Source organism: Chromobacterium alticapitis (genome assembly GCF_002924365.1).
GTDB classification, from domain to species: domain Bacteria; phylum Pseudomonadota; class Gammaproteobacteria; order Burkholderiales; family Chromobacteriaceae; genus Chromobacterium; species Chromobacterium alticapitis.
The window spans coordinates 38,061-54,942 of record NZ_PQWB01000010.1 but is presented as its reverse complement, the minus strand read 5'-3'; the positions used below and the strand labels follow the sequence as shown (position 1 = coordinate 54,942).

Annotated in this window: 19 protein-coding genes; 10 read left to right on the top strand and 9 right to left on the bottom strand. The window is 63.7% G+C overall.

Features of this window, described 5'->3' with window-relative positions; translation table 11 throughout:
* Positions 1 to 126: 126 nt before the first annotated feature.
* The 4 genes from C2I19_RS01980 (at position 127) to C2I19_RS01965 (ending at position 2,529) form a co-directional block, all read left to right on the top strand.
* A complete protein-coding gene (locus tag C2I19_RS01980; RefSeq protein ID WP_233201066.1) occupies positions 127 to 1,431 on the top strand; it encodes an MFS transporter in 1,305 nt (434 codons plus the stop codon).
* Between the two features lie 122 nt (positions 1,432 to 1,553).
* Positions 1,554 to 1,868, top strand: a complete 315-nt coding sequence (locus tag C2I19_RS01975; RefSeq protein WP_103901052.1) for an ElaB/YgaM/YqjD family protein — start codon at positions 1,554 to 1,556, stop codon at positions 1,866 to 1,868.
* The gene (locus C2I19_RS01970; RefSeq protein ID WP_103901051.1) at positions 1,868 to 2,260 is read left to right on the top strand and encodes a phage holin family protein; all 393 of its coding nucleotides are present in this window, start codon (positions 1,868 to 1,870) and stop codon (positions 2,258 to 2,260) included. The genes C2I19_RS01975 and C2I19_RS01970 overlap by 1 nt, the downstream gene beginning before the upstream one ends.
* Complete coding sequence (locus C2I19_RS01965; protein ID WP_103901050.1) at positions 2,257 to 2,529, top strand: hypothetical protein; 273 nt, start codon at positions 2,257 to 2,259, stop codon at positions 2,527 to 2,529. The genes C2I19_RS01970 and C2I19_RS01965 overlap by 4 nt, the downstream gene beginning before the upstream one ends.
* Here C2I19_RS01965 and C2I19_RS01960 read toward each other — a convergent pair.
* Complete coding sequence (locus tag C2I19_RS01960; protein WP_103901049.1) at positions 2,503 to 3,486, bottom strand: hypothetical protein; 984 nt, start codon at positions 3,484 to 3,486, stop codon at positions 2,503 to 2,505. The two genes, C2I19_RS01965 and C2I19_RS01960, sit on opposite strands and share 27 nt — an antisense overlap.
* A 186-nt stretch (positions 3,487 to 3,672) precedes the next feature.
* Between C2I19_RS01960 and tadA the strand changes: the two genes are divergently transcribed.
* The 3 genes from tadA to C2I19_RS01945 are packed head-to-tail and all read left to right on the top strand — an operon-like array spanning position 3,673 to position 5,442.
* Entirely contained in the window at positions 3,673 to 4,401 is a 729-nt protein-coding gene (tadA, locus tag C2I19_RS01955; protein ID WP_103901048.1) for a tRNA adenosine(34) deaminase TadA, read from the top strand.
* A gap of 1 nt (position 4,402) precedes the next feature.
* The gene (locus C2I19_RS01950) at positions 4,403 to 5,029 is read left to right on the top strand and encodes a L,D-transpeptidase (protein WP_103901047.1); all 627 of its coding nucleotides are present in this window, start codon (positions 4,403 to 4,405) and stop codon (positions 5,027 to 5,029) included.
* Positions 5,029 to 5,442 carry a DUF2721 domain-containing protein gene (locus C2I19_RS01945; RefSeq protein WP_103901046.1) on the top strand — a complete coding sequence of 138 codons (414 nt, stop codon included), beginning with the start codon at positions 5,029 to 5,031 and terminating at the stop codon, positions 5,440 to 5,442. The genes C2I19_RS01950 and C2I19_RS01945 overlap by 1 nt, the downstream gene beginning before the upstream one ends.
* A 5-nt stretch (positions 5,443 to 5,447) precedes the next feature.
* On the opposite strand, the gene C2I19_RS01940 is transcribed toward C2I19_RS01945, so the two are convergent.
* The 5 genes from C2I19_RS01940 to C2I19_RS01920 all read right to left on the bottom strand — a co-directional run bounded on the left by C2I19_RS01940 (position 5,448) and on the right by C2I19_RS01920 (position 12,216).
* Positions 5,448 to 6,224 carry a class I SAM-dependent methyltransferase gene (locus C2I19_RS01940; RefSeq protein WP_158253611.1) on the bottom strand — a complete coding sequence of 259 codons (777 nt, stop codon included), beginning with the start codon at positions 6,222 to 6,224 and terminating at the stop codon, positions 5,448 to 5,450.
* 227 nt (positions 6,225 to 6,451) lie between these two features.
* Positions 6,452 to 7,978 (bottom strand): fumarate hydratase, encoded by a 1,527-nt coding sequence (locus tag C2I19_RS01935; RefSeq protein ID WP_103901044.1) that lies wholly within the window; start codon positions 7,976 to 7,978, stop codon positions 6,452 to 6,454.
* 236 nt (positions 7,979 to 8,214) lie between these two features.
* Entirely contained in the window at positions 8,215 to 8,943 is a 729-nt protein-coding gene (locus tag C2I19_RS01930; RefSeq protein ID WP_103901043.1) for an MgtC/SapB family protein, read from the bottom strand.
* Positions 8,944 to 9,106: 163 nt separating this feature from the next.
* Positions 9,107 to 10,753: an NRAMP family divalent metal transporter gene (locus C2I19_RS01925; protein WP_103901042.1), complete on the bottom strand. Its 1,647-nt coding sequence runs from the start codon at positions 10,751 to 10,753 to the stop codon at positions 9,107 to 9,109.
* Positions 10,754 to 11,319: 566 nt separating this feature from the next.
* Positions 11,320 to 12,216, bottom strand: a complete 897-nt coding sequence (locus tag C2I19_RS01920; RefSeq protein WP_103901041.1) for a DMT family transporter — start codon at positions 12,214 to 12,216, stop codon at positions 11,320 to 11,322.
* A gap of 95 nt (positions 12,217 to 12,311) precedes the next feature.
* On the opposite strand from C2I19_RS01920, the gene C2I19_RS01915 reads away from it, so the two are divergent.
* Entirely contained in the window at positions 12,312 to 13,133 is an 822-nt protein-coding gene (locus C2I19_RS01915) for an AraC family transcriptional regulator (RefSeq protein WP_103901040.1), read from the top strand.
* On the opposite strand, the gene C2I19_RS01910 is transcribed toward C2I19_RS01915, so the two are convergent.
* A complete protein-coding gene (locus C2I19_RS01910) occupies positions 13,123 to 14,538 on the bottom strand; it encodes a cryptochrome/photolyase family protein (RefSeq protein ID WP_103901039.1) in 1,416 nt (471 codons plus the stop codon). The genes C2I19_RS01915 and C2I19_RS01910 overlap by 11 nt on opposite strands.
* Complete coding sequence (locus tag C2I19_RS01905) at positions 14,535 to 15,485, bottom strand: LysR family transcriptional regulator (protein ID WP_103901038.1); 951 nt, start codon at positions 15,483 to 15,485, stop codon at positions 14,535 to 14,537. The genes C2I19_RS01910 and C2I19_RS01905 overlap by 4 nt, the downstream gene beginning before the upstream one ends.
* A 113-nt stretch (positions 15,486 to 15,598) precedes the next feature.
* Between C2I19_RS01905 and C2I19_RS01900 the strand changes: the two genes are divergently transcribed.
* Entirely contained in the window at positions 15,599 to 16,066 is a 468-nt protein-coding gene (locus C2I19_RS01900; protein WP_103901037.1) for a DMT family transporter, read from the top strand.
* Positions 16,039 to 16,542, top strand: a complete 504-nt coding sequence (locus C2I19_RS01895; RefSeq protein WP_233201065.1) for a DMT family transporter — start codon at positions 16,039 to 16,041, stop codon at positions 16,540 to 16,542. The genes C2I19_RS01900 and C2I19_RS01895 overlap by 28 nt, the downstream gene beginning before the upstream one ends.
* Here C2I19_RS01895 and C2I19_RS01890 read toward each other — a convergent pair.
* The gene (locus C2I19_RS01890; RefSeq protein ID WP_103901035.1) at positions 16,539 to 16,880 is read right to left on the bottom strand and encodes a YnfA family protein; all 342 of its coding nucleotides are present in this window, start codon (positions 16,878 to 16,880) and stop codon (positions 16,539 to 16,541) included. The two genes, C2I19_RS01895 and C2I19_RS01890, sit on opposite strands and share 4 nt — an antisense overlap.
* Positions 16,881 to 16,882 lie beyond the last annotated feature (2 nt).

Sequence of the window (16,882 nt, the reverse complement as noted above, 5' to 3'; positions counted from 1 at the left end):
AAATAATGACAATGAAGTATACTTGATTCCATGCGCCTGCCGGCATGCCAACCGGCAGGCATGAAAACGTCCCTGATCATTCGCCGCCAAGGCAAACCTGTCATCTCCGGGTACAGCATGCAAACCATGACCGATCAACAATCCGCCCCTCTCAATCGCGCAGACTACAAAACCCTGGGTCTGGCCGCGCTGGGCGGCGCGCTGGAAATCTACGATTTCATCATTTTCGCCTTCTTCGCCACCACGCTGAGCAAGCTGTTCTTTCCGCCTGCCATGCCGGAATGGCTGCGCCTGCTGCAGACCTTCGGCATCTTCGCCACCGGCTACCTGGCGCGGCCGCTCGGCGGCATCCTGATGGCGCACTTCGCAGACCGGCTGGGCCGCAAGCAGGTGTTCAGCCTGACCATCCTGCTGATGGCCGGTCCCTGCCTGCTGATAGGCTTGATGCCCACCTATGCCGACATCGGCATCCTCGCCCCGCTGATTCTGTTGACCCTGCGCATCCTGCAAGGCGCGGCGGTCGGCGGCGAGGTGCCCAGCGCCTGGTCCTTCGTCGCCGAGCATGCCCCGCCCCGCCATCGCGGCTACGCGCTGGGCGTGCTGCAAGCCGGTCTCACCTTCGGCTACCTGCTGGGCGCGCTGACCGCCACCTTCCTGGCGCGCGCCCTGTCGCCGCAGGAAATGCTGGACTACGGTTGGCGCATTCCCTTCCTGCTGGGCGGCCCCTTCGGCCTGCTCGGCGTCTGGCTGCGGCGCTGGCTGGCCGAAACGCCTGTGTTCTTGGCCATGAGCGAACGCCGGACCGAGCAAGCCGAATATCCGCTGCTGGCCGTGCTGCGCCGGCACAAAGCCGCGCTGCTGCCAGCCGCGGCGCTGACCTGCGTGCTGACGTCTGCCGTAGTAGTGCTGGTGGTGGTGACGCCCACGCTGCTGCAGCAACGCTTCGGCATGCATGCCGATCGCGCCTTCGCCCTGAGCAGCGTCGGCATCGTGTTTCTGAACATAGGCTGCGTCATCGCCGGCCGCATCTGCGACCGCATCGGCCAGCGCCGCAGCCTGATCCTGTACAGCCTGCTGCTGCCGCTAGGCGTGGCCGCGCTATACGCCAGCCTGATAGGCGGCTGGGCCTGGCCGGGACTGGCCTATGCCTTCGCCGGCCTGTGTTGCGGCATCGTCGGCGTGGTCCCGTCCATCATGGTGAGCATGTTCCCGGCCGATGTCCGCGTGTCCGGCATTTCCTTCACCTACAACATCGCCTATTCGATCTGGGCCAGCGTCACGCCGCTGCTGCTGATCGCCGCCATGCCGTGGAGCCCCTGGGTCTGCGTGATGTACTGCGCCCTGGTGGCCGCGGTAGGGCTGCTATGCGGCCGCGCCGCGCGCGCGCAACGGGAACCATCGCTGGATGAAGCGCTCTACCAGCGTGGATGAAACGTTTGCCGCAGCGGTTTGACGCGGCCGCGCCGGCCTGTTAGCTTGGCCTGAGCGGCTCCGCATCGCGCGCCGCGTCAGCGTTTCGAGTTGTCTTCTTTCATCATTGCCAGGAGGTCGCCATGTCCAATGCCGCCATCGCCAAGGAAAAAGAACAGCTGCTGGATGACGTACGCCAAGTATTGGCCAGCACAGAAGAACTGATAGACGCCACTGCCGACGACGGCAGCGCTCACAGCAAGGAACTGCGCAAACGCCTGAGCGAAAAGCTGGGCAGCGCCAAGGCCAAGCTGCGCGAAGCCGAGGTCGCCGTGGTGGGCAAGGCCAAGGAGGCGGCCAAGGCCACCGACGAATACGTGCATGAAAATCCGTGGAAGTCCATCGGCATCGCCGCCGGCGTCGGCTTCCTGCTGGGCATGCTGGTCTCCCGCCGCTGATGTTCGAAACCGCTCGCCCGCCTCGTCCCGGCTCCCTGCGTTCCTTCGCCGGCGGGGTGGCGTCGTTGCTGCTGACCCGCGCCGAACTGGCTTCGCTGGAAGCGCAGGAGCTCAAAGACGAGGCCATTGGCAATCTGCTGCTGGGCATGCTGGGGCTGATCTTGCTCGGCTGCGGCCTGATGGCGCTGGTGCTGGCCCTGTGGGCGCTGACTCCGGCGCCCTGGCGGCTAGCCGTGATGGCCGCGCTGGCCTTGCTGTTCTGCGCCGGCGGCGCGGCCGTGATGCTGAACTTGCGGCGCAGACTGCGCGAACAGCCCGCGCCGTTCTCCTCCACGCTGGAGGAAGTGCGCAAGGACTGGGCGGCGCTGGGACCGGGGGGAAACAGTCCGTGACGCCGCAAGACCGCGCCATGAAAAAGCAGTTGCTGGTGATGAAGGGCGAAGCGCTGCGCGTCAAGCTCAGGCTGGAGCAACAGCGCTTGCTCGAGCCGCTGCGCTGGTCCGGCCAAGGTTTCGCGCTATGGCGCGATGCCGGCGGCGCCGGCTCGCTGTTGGGATGGTTGGGCAAGCTGTTGCCCGAGGGAAAGCTGAGCCGCTGGCTGAAAGGCGGCTCCACGCTCTGGACAGTCTGGCGCTTACTCCGCCGCCTGCGGCCCCGCTGACGCCGCAGCCTCGCCGCCACCCTGGACACTGACGCTGACCGGCGATTCCCCCATCGCCGCCAAGGCTTCCGGCCCGCCTTTCAATATCTTGTCCACATCCTGCAACGCCTTGTCCGCAGACCGCATGTCATCCTGCAACTGCCGCTCCTTGTCCTTCTCCTGCGCCCGCAGCTGTTGGGCCATCTGCTTGATGAAGGCCTGCACCATCTTCAAGGTTTGCTGCATCTCCTGGATGTCCGGATCGCCGGCCACGGGATTGCCTTTGGCCAGCATGCTGCTTAAAGCCGCTTGCGGATTCGCGGCGGCGGCGGCGGCCGCCTCCGTCTGCCGCTGGCCACCATCCGCCCCCTGCTCCGCCCCAACCGAGCCGTCTTGCGCCGCGACGCCGCTTCCTGATGGAGCGTCCGCCGCCGATGCGGCAGACCCGGCGTCATCCGCCGACGGCGTGGAAGCCGCCTCCCCCTCATCGCCCGCTTGCGTGGAAGCCGCTCCATCCGCGGCGCTCGCGCCGCCGCCAGCCGCCAAGCCGACGGCCTGCGGATCGTCGGCCGCATTGCGGCTCATGCTGGTGACCAGCTCCTTGAGCTCGCGCGCCAGGCACGCCAGTTCGCCGGCCAAGGCGCGCAGGCTGGCCTTGTCATGCGTCATCAACATCATCTGACGCAAGGAGTCCACTCTTCGCTTGAGCAGCTGCTTCTGCATCGCGTCGGCTTCCTTGCTTTGCTGCTTGACCGGCTGATTCAGATTCACACGCAGTTTGCTCATGTAATCCTGCCACCCTTGGTTCAGCGACTGCTGCAAATCGCCGTTCCCCGCGGGCAGCCGAGCAGGCGGCGCGCCCGGCGCCGCGCTGGCGTCTGCGGTGGAAAGCTCGGGATGGGATGGCTGGGATGGAGGGAGGCGCCGCAGCCACGCCTCCAGCGCGGAGGTGGCTGGCTGGGATGAAATCACGGACATGGAATTCTTTCTGCTCTTTTCCAACCCTATCGGCCATTTAATAAAAATCTTTATGCCGATCGGCGCAATTTCATGAAATGAGAACGCAATCTGGAAGCTGGCTCCAGCCGCGCGGAACAGGTTTGGCCGCCATCGCCAAACGCGCGATAATAAAGCCACCGCCGCAACTGTTTTCGCCTCGACCACGTGACACTAAGCTCCCCCCCGCTGCCGCCCTCCGCCCTGCTCTGGCTCGCCGAGCTGGATATCCGCACCCGCTCGCAGCTGCAAGCCTGCGGCGTCGTCACCGCTTTTCTGCGGCTAAAGGCGGCTGGCCATACCGTGACCCGCCGCCTGCTGTTCGCGTTGGAGGCCGCCGCGCGCGGCGTGCATTGGCAAGAACTGGACGATGAGGACAAGGCCGCCTTGCTGCGCCAACTGGCTCAGCACCCGCCGGTCGCCCTGCCGCCGTCCGCGGAGGCGTGCCGCCGCTTTCTGGGCCTGGCGCGCGAGCTGGCTGAGCAAGCCGCCGCCGAGGGCGAGGTGCCCGTCGGCGCGCTGGTAGTGAAAGAGGGGGAAATCATAGGCCGCGGCTACAACCAGCCCATAGGCCGGAATGACCCGTCCGCCCACGCAGAAATGCTGGCCTTGCGCGACGCCGCCTCGCGATTAGGCAATTACAGGCTGGATGGCTGCGATCTATATGTCACGCTGGAGCCTTGCCCGATGTGCGGCGGCGCCATCCTGCATTCGCGCATCGCCCGCGTGATCTACGGCGCGAGCGACGCCAAGACCGGCGCGGCCGGCAGCACGGTGAACCTATTTGCCGATTCGCGGCTCAATCATCACGCTGCTGTATTCGGCGGCGTGGAAGCCGCTGCCTGCGCCGAGCAGTTGTCCGCCTTCTTCCGGCAGCGGCGCGCGGCGGGAGATTGACATGCGCAGCGCCCTCTTTCTTGTGCTCGCCGGCCTCGCCCTGCCCAGCCAGGCCGCCGTGGAAGACGCCGCCTGGCTCTTGCGCGCCGAAAGCGACGCCCCGCTGCAAGCCACCCACCCCAACGCCCGCCATTACGGCGCGCCGTGGATCTGGGTGGCGGTGAAATCGCAAACGCTGCGGCTGCTGGACGGCTGGGGCCGGATACAGCGCGAATACGCGGTGTCAACGGCGAAAAACGGCGTTGGCGAGGCCACGGGCAGCTACCAGACGCCGCGCGGCTGGCACTCCGTGTGCGAAAAAATCGGCGGCGGCGCGGCGGAAAACACCATCATCGTCCGCCGCCAGGTCACGCCGTGGAAATACACGCCGGAACTGCACGCCCAATACCCGAACAAGGACTGGATACTGAGCCGCATCCTATGGCTGTGCGGCCAGCAGCCCGGCCTGAACCAGGGCGGCGATGTCGACAGCTACGACCGCGCCATCTACATCCACGGCGCCGGAGATCATGTACCATGGGGCCGCCCCAGCTCGCTGGGCTGCGTCCGCATGAAAAACCGCGATGTGATTGAACTGTTCGATGCCGCGCCCGCCGGCATCGATGTATGGATAGACGAGAACTCCTGATGCACTCCGCACTGAACCTGGCCACCCCGGCCCTGCTGTTTCCCGCCGTCTCCCTTCTGCTGCTGGCCTACACCAACCGCTTTCTCGGCCTGGCCGGCATCATCCGCACGCTGTATGAGGAATACCGCGACAGCCACGATCCGAAGATATTGCGCCAGATAGGCAATCTGCGCACTCGCATCACGCTGATCAAATGGATGCAGTTCATGGGCATCGCCAGCCTGTTCCTGTGCAGCGTGGCGATGTTCCAGATCTACACCGGTTGGCAGGCGACCGGCGAAATCACTTTTGGCGCGAGCTTGCTGTGCATGATCGCCTCGCTGGCCATCTCGCTGATGGAGCTGATCCGCTCTTCGGATGCGCTCAACATCCTGCTGTCCGACCTGCAGGCGGAATACGACCGGCAGCGCTGACTCAATCAATAGCGGCCGGCGAAAGCCGGCGCCGCGTCCTTGCGCGCCACCAGCAGATGCAGCGGCAGCTCCACGCTACGCTTCATGCCGCCATTGCCCCAGGCCCGCGCGATGCGCAGGCAAGCCTCGTCCAGGATGCTCTCGCCCAATGCCTGCTTGCACAGCTGGCTGGCGGAAGTGGCGTTGAGGAAGGCGAGAAAGCGGTCCAGCGTCCACTCCTCGCGCATGGTGAAGCTGGGCGCCTTCAGCAGCGGCAGCGGGCAGCCGCTGCCGCGGAAATCGTCCCACAACAACTGGCAGCGGCTGGACCAGAACGGTTCAATGATGGACCACAGCACGCGGCACGCCTTGTCTATCTCCGGCGACACCACGCAGTGATGGTAACCCCAGGCCGCGAAAATCCCCCCCGGCTTCAACACGCGCTCCGCCTCCGGCCAGAACGACGGCAGATGGAAGCAGTGCAGCGCTTGCGACACGCAGATCAGATCGAAGCAGTCGTCGTCGAACGGCGTCACCTCGGCCGGACACTCGCGGTAATACACCAGGGCATGCCGCTCGGCCGCGGATAGCTGCTTGTTGCTGATGTCGGTGGCGTCCACCCGCGCAAAATCCCCGCCCAGACGCACGGCGGTCTGGCCGCCGCCGGTGGCGCAGTCCCAGGCCCGCTGGTAACCGGGACACAAGGGCAGCAGCCAGTTGTACAAGGACTCGGGATAAGCTGGCCGATATCCCGCGTGCGCATCCGAGTAAAGGCCAAAACTGGTGGCGGAGCTGGTCGTCATACTCATAATCCGGTAAGTAAAACCACTGAAACCATGCCGAGAACATTTTCAGTATGTATGACGTAAGCGGTAGATTTGCAAGACAAAAATCTAAATTCTTCTGCCAAGCAAAAGTGGTTGCAACTTGGTCACAACATTTGCGGTTCACATCCATGCCGTGAACCGCACTCGCTCTGGCAGGCAAAAAAAATGCCGCCCAACAAGGGCGGCATCCTCAAACCTGACAATCAAGCCTGCGTGACCGGAATTTTGCCGATCTTCACCCGCCACTCCGCCGGGCCGGTGTTATGCACCGAAGTGCCACAGGAGTCCACCGCCACCGTCACCGGCATGTCCTTGACCTCGAATTCGTAGATCGCCTCCATGCCCAGGTCGGCGAAGCCCACCACCTTGGACGCCTTGATCGCCTTGGACACCAGGTAGGCGGAACCGCCTACGGCCATCAGGTACACGGCCTTGTTGTCCTTGATCGCCTCGATGGCCGCCGGGCCGCGCTCGGCCTTGCCTATCATGCCCAGCAAGCCGGTCTGCTCCAGCATCTGGCGCGTGAACTTGTCCATGCGGGTGGCCGTGGTCGGGCCGGCCGGGCCGACCACTTCGTCGCGCACCGGGTCCACCGGACCGACGTAGTAAATGAAGCGGTTGGTGAAATCCACCGGCAGCGCCTCGCCCTTGTTCAGCATGTCTATCATGCGCTTGTGGGCGGCGTCCCGGCCGGTCAGGATTTTGCCGTTCAGCAGCAGCACGTCGCCCGGCTGCCAACTGGCCACTTCTTCGCGGGTGATGTTGTCGAGGTCCACGCGCTTGCCGTTGGACGCGTCATAGGTGATGTCCGGCCAGTCTTCCAGCTTGGGCGGTTCCAGATGGGCCGGACCATTGCCATCCAGATGGAAATGGATGTGGCGGGTGGCCGCGCAGTTCGGGATCAGCGCCACCGGCAAGGAAGCCGCGTGGGTCGGATAGTCCAGAATCTTCACGTCCAGCACCGTGGTCAGGCCGCCCAGGCCCTGCGCGCCTATGCCCAGCGCGTTGACCTTCTCGAACAGCTCCAGGCGCAGCGCTTCCACGCGGGACAGTTCGCCGCCCGCGGCGGCCTTGGCCTTCAGTTCGTGGATATCCACGTGGTCCATCAGGCTTTCTTTGGCCAGCAGCATGGCCTTTTCCGGCGTGCCGCCTATGCCGATGCCGAGGATGCCCGGCGGACACCAGCCGGCGCCCATGGTCGGCACCGTTTTCAGCACCCAGTCGACAATGGAGTCGGACGGATTCAGCATCACCATCTTGGACTTGTTCTCGGAACCGCCGCCCTTGGCCGCGCAGATCACGTCCACCTGGTTGCCTTCGACGATCTCGAAGTGCACCACGGCCGGGGTATTGTCCTTGGTGTTCTGGCGCTTGCCGGCCGGGTCCCGCAGCACGGAGGCGCGCAGCTTGTTGTCCGGGTGGTTGTAGGCGCGGCGCACGCCTTCGTTGACCATTTCCTGCACGCTGAGCTTGGCATCCCATTGCACTTGCATGCCCACTTTCAGGAACACCACGGCGATGCCGGTATCCTGGCAGATCGGGCGCTGGCCTTCGGCGCACATGCGGCTGTTGACCAGAATCTGCGCCATCGCGTCCTTGGCGGCGGTGCTTTCCTCGTTCAGGTAAGCCTGGTACAGCGCGTCGATATAGTCTTTCGGGTGGTAGCAACTGATGTACTGGAAGGCATCGGCGATGCTCTGGATGAAGTCTTCCTGGCGGATGATGGTCATAAGGCTGTCTCGAGAAGCCGGGCGCCGGTGCGGCCGCCCGTGGATTACCCCGCCGCCGGCGCTGGATGAAACCCGTGCCGCGCGACAACTAAAAACCTGTCTCGATTGTAACACTGTCCGTCATAAACTTTGACTCTGCACAAGGCGCGCGGACACCTACCCTGCCGGGCTGCCGCCCAATGCGAAACAGCCGCCGGACGGATCGTCGCGGCGGCTGTTCGCGGGCGGATTCAGGATCACTCGCTGGTGCTGGTGTTCCAGTAAGCCTGGCTGATATACGGTTTGGCCGTCAATTCCTGAGCAATACGATCCAGTTCATCCGAATCCACCGAGGTGGCCAGCAGCGTGGCGGTCATTTCCACCTCATCGTCGCCGAAAGCCTCCACGTCCAGATCGCCCACCGGGTAGTTGGCCTTATCCAGCAAGTCCCCCACCTGGGCCAAGGCCTGCTTCTGGCCTTCGCGCGTGGCGATGACGCACAACTGGTAGGTGACCTCGCTGGCGTCGTCGTCGATCGGACGGCGGTTGATGGAGTTCACCACCGGTCTGAGCAGCGTGTTGACCGCCAGCACGAACACAGTGGTCAGCACGGCTTGTCCGAGCAGGCCCGCCCCGGCGCAAGCGCCGGTCGCGGCCGAGCCCCATAGCGTGGCGGCGGTGTTCAGGCCGCGCACGTTCAACCCTTCTTTCATGATGGTGCCCGCGCCGAGGAAACCGACGCCGGACACCACGTATGCCACCACGCGCGAAGCGCTGCCGGTGCCATCCAGCTGCAAGGCCATATTGACGAAAGCCGCCGCGCTGACTGCCACCAGCGCGTTGGTGCGCAAGCCTGCCGTGCGCTGGCGGTATTGCCGCTCCAGCCCGATCACCGTGCCGCAAACAAAGGCCATGGCCAGGCAGATCAGCGAATGCAACAGGCCGAACAGATCGAAATCGAACAGATTGTGCAGGTTGTAATGCATGCGTCCTCCTGCTTTGTGAAGTTGTTATATATAAGGAACGTGCCTCGTGGCTTTCCAGGAAAGCCACGAGGAACCCTCCCTCATGCGAAAAACCGCCCAAACGGGCGGTTTTGCTCCGCCGGCGGCGCATCTCGCGCTGCCGGCCACAACCTTACCTTGCCCCTCAGTGGCCCAGCAAGGCGACCTGCGTCACTTTGTACACCACCATGATGACAGCCACTACCAGATAGCCGCGCAACACCGCCATCCACAGCCGGTTGCTGCGCGACAACACCATGGGCTTGAGCTGGTCCAGCGGCGGCATGCGCCAGGTGTGCATGTACAGTTTGCTCGGTTTGGCTTCCTCTGCCAGATCCGCGCCGGTTTCGGCGTCGCGGCGCAGCTTGACGGCATGGGCCGCGATCACCACCACGGCGCCGATGATGCCTCCTCCAACCAGAACATTGACGATGGTCTGGCTGGAAATATCCGGCCACAGCACAGAAGCGGTCAGAATGATGGACAGCAACACCAGCACCGCAGCCACGGCGCCAGTGAACAGATTGGTCCAGCGGCCGTTCACCCACGGCCCCAGCACTGCCTTGTCATTGCACAGCAGCAGCAGGAAAACCGAAGCGGACGGCAACAGCACGCCGGCCAAGGTTTGCACGGCATTGGTCAGCAGGCCCAGCGGCACGCCCGGAATCAGCACCAGCGCGGCGGCGCCGGCGATCAGCAGGAAGTACACCAGATAAAACGCGCGCGCGTCGGACGGCTTGCGGTGCAGCGAGTGCTTCATGTTCATCACATCGGCCAGCGCATAGGCGGTGGATAGCGACACGGCGCTGGCGCCGATCAGGCTGGCGTCTATAAGCGCGACGGCGAACAGCACGCCGGCCAGATGGCTATGGTGCTTGCCCAGGCCTGCGGCGACAGCGCCGGCATCCTGGAAGTTGCCGAACTCCGGCTTGCCGGCGAACAGCGCGGCGGCCATGCCTATGATGGCGATGGCGCCGATCAGCACCAGCACGATGCCCAGCCACAGATCGGCTCGCTCGTACTTGATGAAGCGCGGCGTGATGCGCTTGTCTATCACATAGCTTTGCTGGAAGAACAGCTGCCACGGCGCGACGGTAGTGCCGACGATGGCTATGATCAGCAGCATCACGTCGGACAGCTTGCCGCCGGCCGGCATGCCCGGCACGAACAAGTCATGACCGATTTGCGCCATCGGCGGATGCATCATCATGAACACCGGAATCAGGAGCAGGCTGAACCCCACCAAGATCATCGAAAAACGCTCGAAGCGGCGAAAATCGCCTGTACTGACTGCAGCCATCACCAGCAAGGCGGCCGCCACCACGCCCCACTCCTTGGGCAGGCCCAAATACTGCAGACCCAGCGTGATGCCGATAAATTCCGTGACGATGGTCAGGGCGTTCAACAGGAACAGATCAATGGCGCTGAAAGCGCCCCAGAATTTGCCGAAGCGCTCCAGGATCAGGCGGGCATGGCCCACGCCGGTGACCGCGCCCAGGCGCAGCACCATTTCCTGGTTCACATACAGCACCGGGATCAGCAGGATCAGCGTCCACAGCAGCGAGGTGCCGTAATTCTGGCCGGCTTGGGAATAGGTGCTGAAAGCGCCGGCGTCGTTGTCGCCGACCATCACGATCATGCCGGGGCCCAGAATCGCCAGCAGCGTGCGAAAACGCTGCCACATGCTGTTGCGGTCGCCGACATCGCCTTGGCGTATGGTGCCGAAGGCGCCGCGGATATCGCCCACGTGGGCGCTGTCCAGTACAGCTTCGTTCTTGACGGTATTTGTCATTGTCATCGTCTCCGTACGGGCGGCGCAAGCGTATGCCGCCCGTCGTTTTGCAAGCAAACGAAGGCATGCGAGCACGGACGCGGCTGCGTCGGCCAAGCGAAGAAACGCTCGGCGTATGCAAACGCGAACATGCGCAAACCTGATTTAGGCGTCCGATAAGGCTCGGTACGCGGTCATCAGCAGTAACGGTATAGGGGTAAGTACGCGGCGGCGGATTGAGGCCCGCGCCTGGGATGCGCACTGTCTAGCTTCGCGGCAAGACAGCGGCCAATCAAATGGTGACGATGCCTGTGCCGGTCAGAGCGACCCTGTAGATAACCAACTACTACTGCAACTTTCCAAGGCATCAGCCCCCTGTAATGAAAACGCGGCGATGGTAAGCCTCGCCATTCCTTTACGTCAACCCATGAGTCACTTCGCATTTTCGCGCCAGCCAACCGGGCCGCGCGGAAATCTGCCATGAAATCCATCACATCCACACATTCACGGCAGATTGCCTACGCAACTCTTTTATAGGCGCTACAAAACCCCACAATCGTAGCGTAAATTTTTGTTAATGAAATGTATTATTTATTCACAAAAGACAATATCAGCGCGCCGCGCCGCGTCAGCACACCCTGTCCCAGCGCCACGCCCAGCAGGATCAAGCCACCGCCCGCCCAATGGTAATGGTGGATGGTTTCTCCCAGCAGCGCGCTGGCCAGCAAGGCCGTGAACAAGGGCAGCAAGTTCATGAAGATGGCGGTGCGGTCGCTGCCCAGCTTCTGGATGCCGCGCATCCACAGATAGGCGGCAAACAGCGAGGAGCCGATGCCGGCGAACAGCACCAGCCCAATGCCCTGGGCCGGGATGGCCATGCTCTGCGCAGTCAGCGTCAAGGGCAGCAGCAGCAACACCGCCAGGCTAGCCTGCAAATAGAGATTGAGCCAAGCGCCGAACGGCGGCGCCCAGCGCCTGAGCAGAATGCCGTACAAGGCATAAGATGCGGCTCCAGCCAGGATCAGCGCATCGCCGGTATTGACGCCATTGGCCAGCAGGCTGGCCGGGTCGCCCTTGCCCAGCAGATAGACCACGCCGGACAACGATACCGCCACACCCAGCCAAGCCATGGCGCTCACGCGCTGACGGAACACCGCGGCGTTCAGCAACAGGCCCAGCAGCGGCACCATGGCCGTGATCACGCCCATATTGGTGGCGCTGGTGCTGTGCGCCGCGTAATAGGCCAGACACTGGAACATCACCATGCCCAACGCGGACAAGACCAACAGCTTGCCCAGCCAGGGCTTCAGTTCGCGCTCGCGGCGACGCAGTTGCGGCAGGCAGAACGGCGTCAGCACCAGCGCCGCCACCAGCCAGCGGTAAATGGAGATCGCCGCCGGGTCCAAAACATGGGCGGCAGCCTTGGAAACGATCACATTGGCGGCCCAGATCAACACCGCCAGCAAGGGAAACAGCATGGCCATCACAGCCTCCTTCTACTCGATGCCTACATTCTAGAATCGTCCGTTATGGACGATATAATGCAAAACAGACAATCCGCTCAGGCAAACCGGACAAGATGAGCCCAGACCTAGACGATTATTTCGCCAGCGACGCCGCGCTGCCGGAACCGGCGCCGCTGACCTTTCGCTACCACCGCTTCACGCCCAAGAGCGAGTTCGCCCGCCATCGCCATCGCTGGGGCCAGCTGAGCCGCATCAATCTGGGCCTGGTGGAGCTATTGCTGGATGACGGCAAGGTGGTGGCGCCGGCCCAGTACCTGCTGTGGACGCCGCCGGAAGTGCCGCATGCGGCCTATGTGCGGCAGGCCATGCACTACATCTCGATTTACGTCAGCGGCGGCATGGCCGCGCGGCTGCCGGACCATACCTGCCTGATCGAACAGACGCCGCTGGTGCGCGCCCTGTTGGACGACTTCGCCCTGCGCCGCGTCACGGTGCCCTGCGATCCCTGGGACATCCGCCAGGCGGAGCTGCTGTGCCAAAGGCTGCTGAAATCGGGAAAAGAGGCCAACTACCTGCCGGACAGCGGCCACAAGCTATTGCGGCCGATACTGGATGCCATCCGCCACGATCCGGCCGACGCCACGCCGCTGAAACAATGGGCGGAGCGCGTGTTCAGCACCGAGCGTACCTTGGCGCGGCTGTTCCAGCGCGAGCTGGGCATGAGCTTCGGCCAGTGGCGCGGCCGGGCGCGGCTGGTGGAGGCGCTGGCGCGGCTACGCCAGGGCGACAGCGTGCAGGACATCTCGGCGCGGCTGGGCTACGCCACGCCGTCCGCCTTCATCGCCATGTTCCAGAAACAGCTGGGCGCCTCTCCGGAACGCTACCGGCGGCAGTTGCTGGAAGGCGGCCAATGGAACGAGGACATCAGCGCTTGAACAAGGCCAGCGCCCGCTCGCGCTGAACCGCGTGATCGACAATGGGATGCGGGTAGTCCCGCCCCAGCTTGATGCCGGCCATGCTCAATTGCTCCGGCTTGGCCAGCCATGGCGCGTGAATCAGCTTGTCCGGCAGCGCCGCCAATTCCGGCACGTAACGTCGGATGAAGCGGCCGTCGGGATCGAACTTCTCGCTTTGGCTCACCGGGTTGAAGATGCGGAAATAAGGCTGGGCGTCACAGCCGGTGCTGGCCGCCCACTGCCAGCCGCCGTTATTGGCGGCCAGGTCGAAGTCCAGCAGTTTGTCCGCAAAATACTTTTCGCCCCAACGCCAATCGATCAACATATCCTTCACCAGGAAACTCGCCGCCACCATGCGCAGCCGGTTGTGCATATAGCCGCTGCGGTTCAACTGCCGCATCGCCGCATCCACCAGCGGGTAGCCGGTTTGCCCGTTTCTCCAGGCATCGAACCATTCGGCATGGTTGGGAAACGGCAGCGCGTCGTACTCCGGCTTGAAAGCGTGTTCGACCACATCCGGCCTATGCCACAACACCTGCTGGTAAAAATCGCGCCAGATCAGCTCATTCAGCCAGCACATCGCGCCCTCGCCGCCCTCATGCCAGGCATAGGCGGCCAACCGGCGGATGGAGATGGTGCCGAAGCGCAGGTGGACACTGAGATAGGACACGCCCTTGACGCCGGGAAAGTCGCGCTGCGCCTTGTAGCGCTCGATGCGGCCGGCGAAATCGGCGAACAAAACTTCGGCGCCATCCGAGCCGGGCTTAAGCGGCAGCGTGGACAGATCGCTGGGCGCAAAGCCGATGTCGGCCAAGCTAGGCATCGATTCCGCCTCGCGCGGCATCAGCGCGCCCAGGTAGCGCCGCACCGGATAAGCCTGCAGATAGAAAGGCGTCAGCTGTTTCAACCAAGCATTCTTGTACGGCGTGAACACGGAAAACGGCTTGCCGGCGCCGGTCAGCACCTCGTCGGTTTCAAAGATCACCTGGTCTTTGCAAGAATGGAAGGCGATACCAAGTTGGGCCAAGCGGCTGGCCACCGCGGCGTCGCGCTCGCGCGCGGCCGGCTCGTAGTCGCGGTTGCAAAACACCGCCTCCGCTCCCAACGCCGCCGCCAGCCTCGGTATTTCTTCCAGAGGCAGGCCATGGCGGATCAGCAGGTCGCCGCCCAGCGGGTTCAACTCGGCTTTCAGCGCCTTGAGGCTTTGATGGATGAAGTCAACTCGCCTGTCGTCACGCGGCAAGGCGTCCAGTATTGCGGTATCGAACACGAATACCGGCAGCGCTTCCCGGCTATGCTTCAGCGCGTGGTAGAAGGCGGCGTGATCGTCCAGCCGCAGGTCGCGGCGCAGCCAGACCAGCGCCTTGCCTATCGTTTTGCTCATGCTTGTCTCCCGTTAGGCGACGCCAGCAAAGACGCGGGCAAGCCGCTGTCCCACAAGGGCAGATCGCCGCCCAGCTTTTCCTGCAGAAAATCAATGAAGACGCGCGCCTTGGCCGGCAAGCGCCGCCGCTCGGGATACACCACATGGATGGCGTGCCGAGGCAGAGGGTAATCCGTCAGCACCGCCTTGAGCCGCCCCGCCGCCAGGTCCGGCCCGACGAGGAAAGTGGGCATCTCGCAAATCCCCAAGCCCGCCAGCAAGGCATCGCGGCGCGCCTCGCTATTGTTCACCAGGTAATTGCCGCGCGGCTGCACGCGGATTTCGCCTTGCGGCCCTTGGAACACCCAGCTGGCGCCGCCTCGATAATAGGAATACGCGATGCAGTTATGCTGGGCCAGCTCCGCCGGATGCCTGGGTTCGCCATATTCCGCCAGATAGTCCGGCGAGGCGCACACCCACACTCGGCACGGCGCGAGACGGCGCGCCACCATGCTGTTGTCCGGCAGATTGCCGATGCGCACCGCCAGATCGTAGCCGTCGGCCACCAGGTCCACCATGCGGTCATCCATCGCCAGGTCCAGCTCAATGGCGGGATGGCGGCGCAAAAACGCCGGCACCAGCGGCGACAAATGCAGGCGGCCGAAAGCCATGGGCGCGCTGACGCGCAGCACGCCCGCCGCCTGGCTTTGCAGGCCGGCCGCCGCCTCCTCCGCCTCCATGGCGATGGCCAAGGCATGGCGCACGCTGTCGTAATAGCGCTCCCCGGCCTCGGTCAGGCTCTGGCGGCGGGTCGTGCGCTGCAATAGCCGCACGTTCAGTCCGGCCTCCAACTGCTGCACTCGTTTGCTGACGGCGGATTTGGTCAAGCCCAGCTTGGCCGCGGCTGCGGAAAAACTGCCCGCCTCCACCACGGCGACGAAGACGGGAATCGCGGCGAAGTGCTCCATCGAAATTGTCCACTTATTCTCTACGATAAGTTTCCATAAAGCCGGATTATCAGTCAATCAAACACAATATACGATGCGTCTTCATGCCATCAATCACAGAGAAGCCCATAACCATGCCCTCGCGACGCATTTTATTCAATCGACTCACCCTGCCTGCGCTTGCGTTGCTCGCTGGCGGCTTGCTCGCGCTGATGATTCATAGCAATAGCCAACTCGCGCGCTACAGCAATCCGCTTTGCGCTTCCTGGCTGGCGCACGGCATCGGCATGCTGACTGCATTGCTGATATGGCGAGCCATGCCGACGCCAAAGACGTCAAGCCGCCCAGCCCCGCCCCCAATCTGGGCTTACCTGGGCGGCTTGCCGGGCGCGCTGGTGGTATCGCTGGCCGCCATCACCGTCAACAGTCCGCTGGCGATGTCCGGCACGCTGGCGATCGGCATGATAGGGCAAGTTCTCTTTGGTTTGCTTACCGACCGCTTTGGCTGGTTTGGCATGCCTCGGCGACGCTATCGCGCGCAAGAAATCCTGGCGCTGCTGCCCATTCTGTCCGGTTGCGCCATTTTGATTTTTGGAGCCTGAACATGGGGTATTTGATGCTATTGGCGCTAGCGAACGGGCTATGCATAGCCGCCAGCCGCGCCATCAATGGCAAGCTTGCGCAAAGCCGCGGCGCGATGTCCGCTTCATTCTGGAATCATCTGGGAGGGTTTCTGTTTCTAAGCCTGCTGCTTATAGTCGGGAGCGCCGCCTGCCGCCTGCCATGGCAGGCGCCCGGCATGGCTTGGTTGGGAGGCGTGATGGGAGCCTTGTTTGTCGCGATCAACAGCATTGCGCTGCCCAGGCTGGGCATTATGAAAACCACGCTGCTGGTGATAGCGGGCCAGATGATAAGCGGCGTGCTGATCGATCACGTGTCGGGACCAAGCGCCAGATCGGCTCCGCTGCAGCTGGTCGGCATCGCGCTGATTTTGGCGGGTCTTTATCTGTCGAAACGCGGCCAGGAACGGTCTGCCAAGCCCCATGCCCAGTCCGGAATGCAAAGGTCCTCGCTTTAAGCTCGCGGCGCCAGCATGATCACCAGCATGCCGGCCAGCGCCAGCGAACACCCCAGCGCGTCCCAGCGGTCCGGCCGGATGCCGTCCACCAGCCACAGCCAGCCTAGCGCCACCGTCACATAGACGCCGCCGTAGGCGGCGTAGATGCGGCCCGCCGCCGCCGGATGCAAGGTCAGCAGCCAGGCGAACAAGGCCAGCGCGCCAGCGGCGGGCAGCAACAGCCACCATGGCTTGCCCTCGCGCAACACCAGCCACGGCAGATAACATCCGACGATTTCCATCACCGCCGTCAAAACGAACAAGCCCGCCATGCGCGGCAGGCCGGATAGCCATTCCATAT

What these genes read in the sequence shown, in the direction of transcription:
- C2I19_RS01905 (WP_103901038.1), bottom strand. Translation starts at nt 15,485, where the DNA reads ATGGAGCACTTCGCCGCGATTCCCGTCTTCGTCGCCGTGGTGGAGGCG.
- C2I19_RS01935 (WP_103901044.1), bottom strand. Translation starts at nt 7,978, where the DNA reads ATGACCATCATCCGCCAGGAAGACTTCATCCAGAGCATCGCCGATGCC.
- C2I19_RS01915 (WP_103901040.1), top strand. Translation starts at nt 12,312, where the DNA reads ATGAGCCCAGACCTAGACGATTATTTCGCCAGCGACGCCGCGCTGCCG.
- C2I19_RS01960 (WP_103901049.1), bottom strand. Translation starts at nt 3,486, where the DNA reads ATGTCCGTGATTTCATCCCAGCCAGCCACCTCCGCGCTGGAGGCGTGG.
- C2I19_RS01930 (WP_103901043.1), bottom strand. Translation starts at nt 8,943, where the DNA reads ATGCATTACAACCTGCACAATCTGTTCGATTTCGATCTGTTCGGCCTG.
- C2I19_RS01910 (WP_103901039.1), bottom strand. Translation starts at nt 14,538, where the DNA reads ATGAGCAAAACGATAGGCAAGGCGCTGGTCTGGCTGCGCCGCGACCTG.
- C2I19_RS01920 (WP_103901041.1), bottom strand. Translation starts at nt 12,216, where the DNA reads ATGGCCATGCTGTTTCCCTTGCTGGCGGTGTTGATCTGGGCCGCCAAT.
- C2I19_RS01945 (WP_103901046.1), top strand. Translation starts at nt 5,029, where the DNA reads ATGCACTCCGCACTGAACCTGGCCACCCCGGCCCTGCTGTTTCCCGCC.
- C2I19_RS01950 (WP_103901047.1), top strand. Translation starts at nt 4,403, where the DNA reads ATGCGCAGCGCCCTCTTTCTTGTGCTCGCCGGCCTCGCCCTGCCCAGC.
- C2I19_RS01940 (WP_158253611.1), bottom strand. Translation starts at nt 6,224, where the DNA reads ATGACGACCAGCTCCGCCACCAGTTTTGGCCTTTACTCGGATGCGCAC.
- C2I19_RS01925 (WP_103901042.1), bottom strand. Translation starts at nt 10,753, where the DNA reads ATGACAAATACCGTCAAGAACGAAGCTGTACTGGACAGCGCCCACGTG.
- C2I19_RS01975 (WP_103901052.1), top strand. Translation starts at nt 1,554, where the DNA reads ATGTCCAATGCCGCCATCGCCAAGGAAAAAGAACAGCTGCTGGATGAC.
- C2I19_RS01970 (WP_103901051.1), top strand. Translation starts at nt 1,868, where the DNA reads ATGTTCGAAACCGCTCGCCCGCCTCGTCCCGGCTCCCTGCGTTCCTTC.
- C2I19_RS01900 (WP_103901037.1), top strand. Translation starts at nt 15,599, where the DNA reads ATGCCCTCGCGACGCATTTTATTCAATCGACTCACCCTGCCTGCGCTT.
- C2I19_RS01980 (WP_233201066.1), top strand. Translation starts at nt 127, where the DNA reads ATGACCGATCAACAATCCGCCCCTCTCAATCGCGCAGACTACAAAACC.
- C2I19_RS01890 (WP_103901035.1), bottom strand. Translation starts at nt 16,880, where the DNA reads ATGGAATGGCTATCCGGCCTGCCGCGCATGGCGGGCTTGTTCGTTTTG.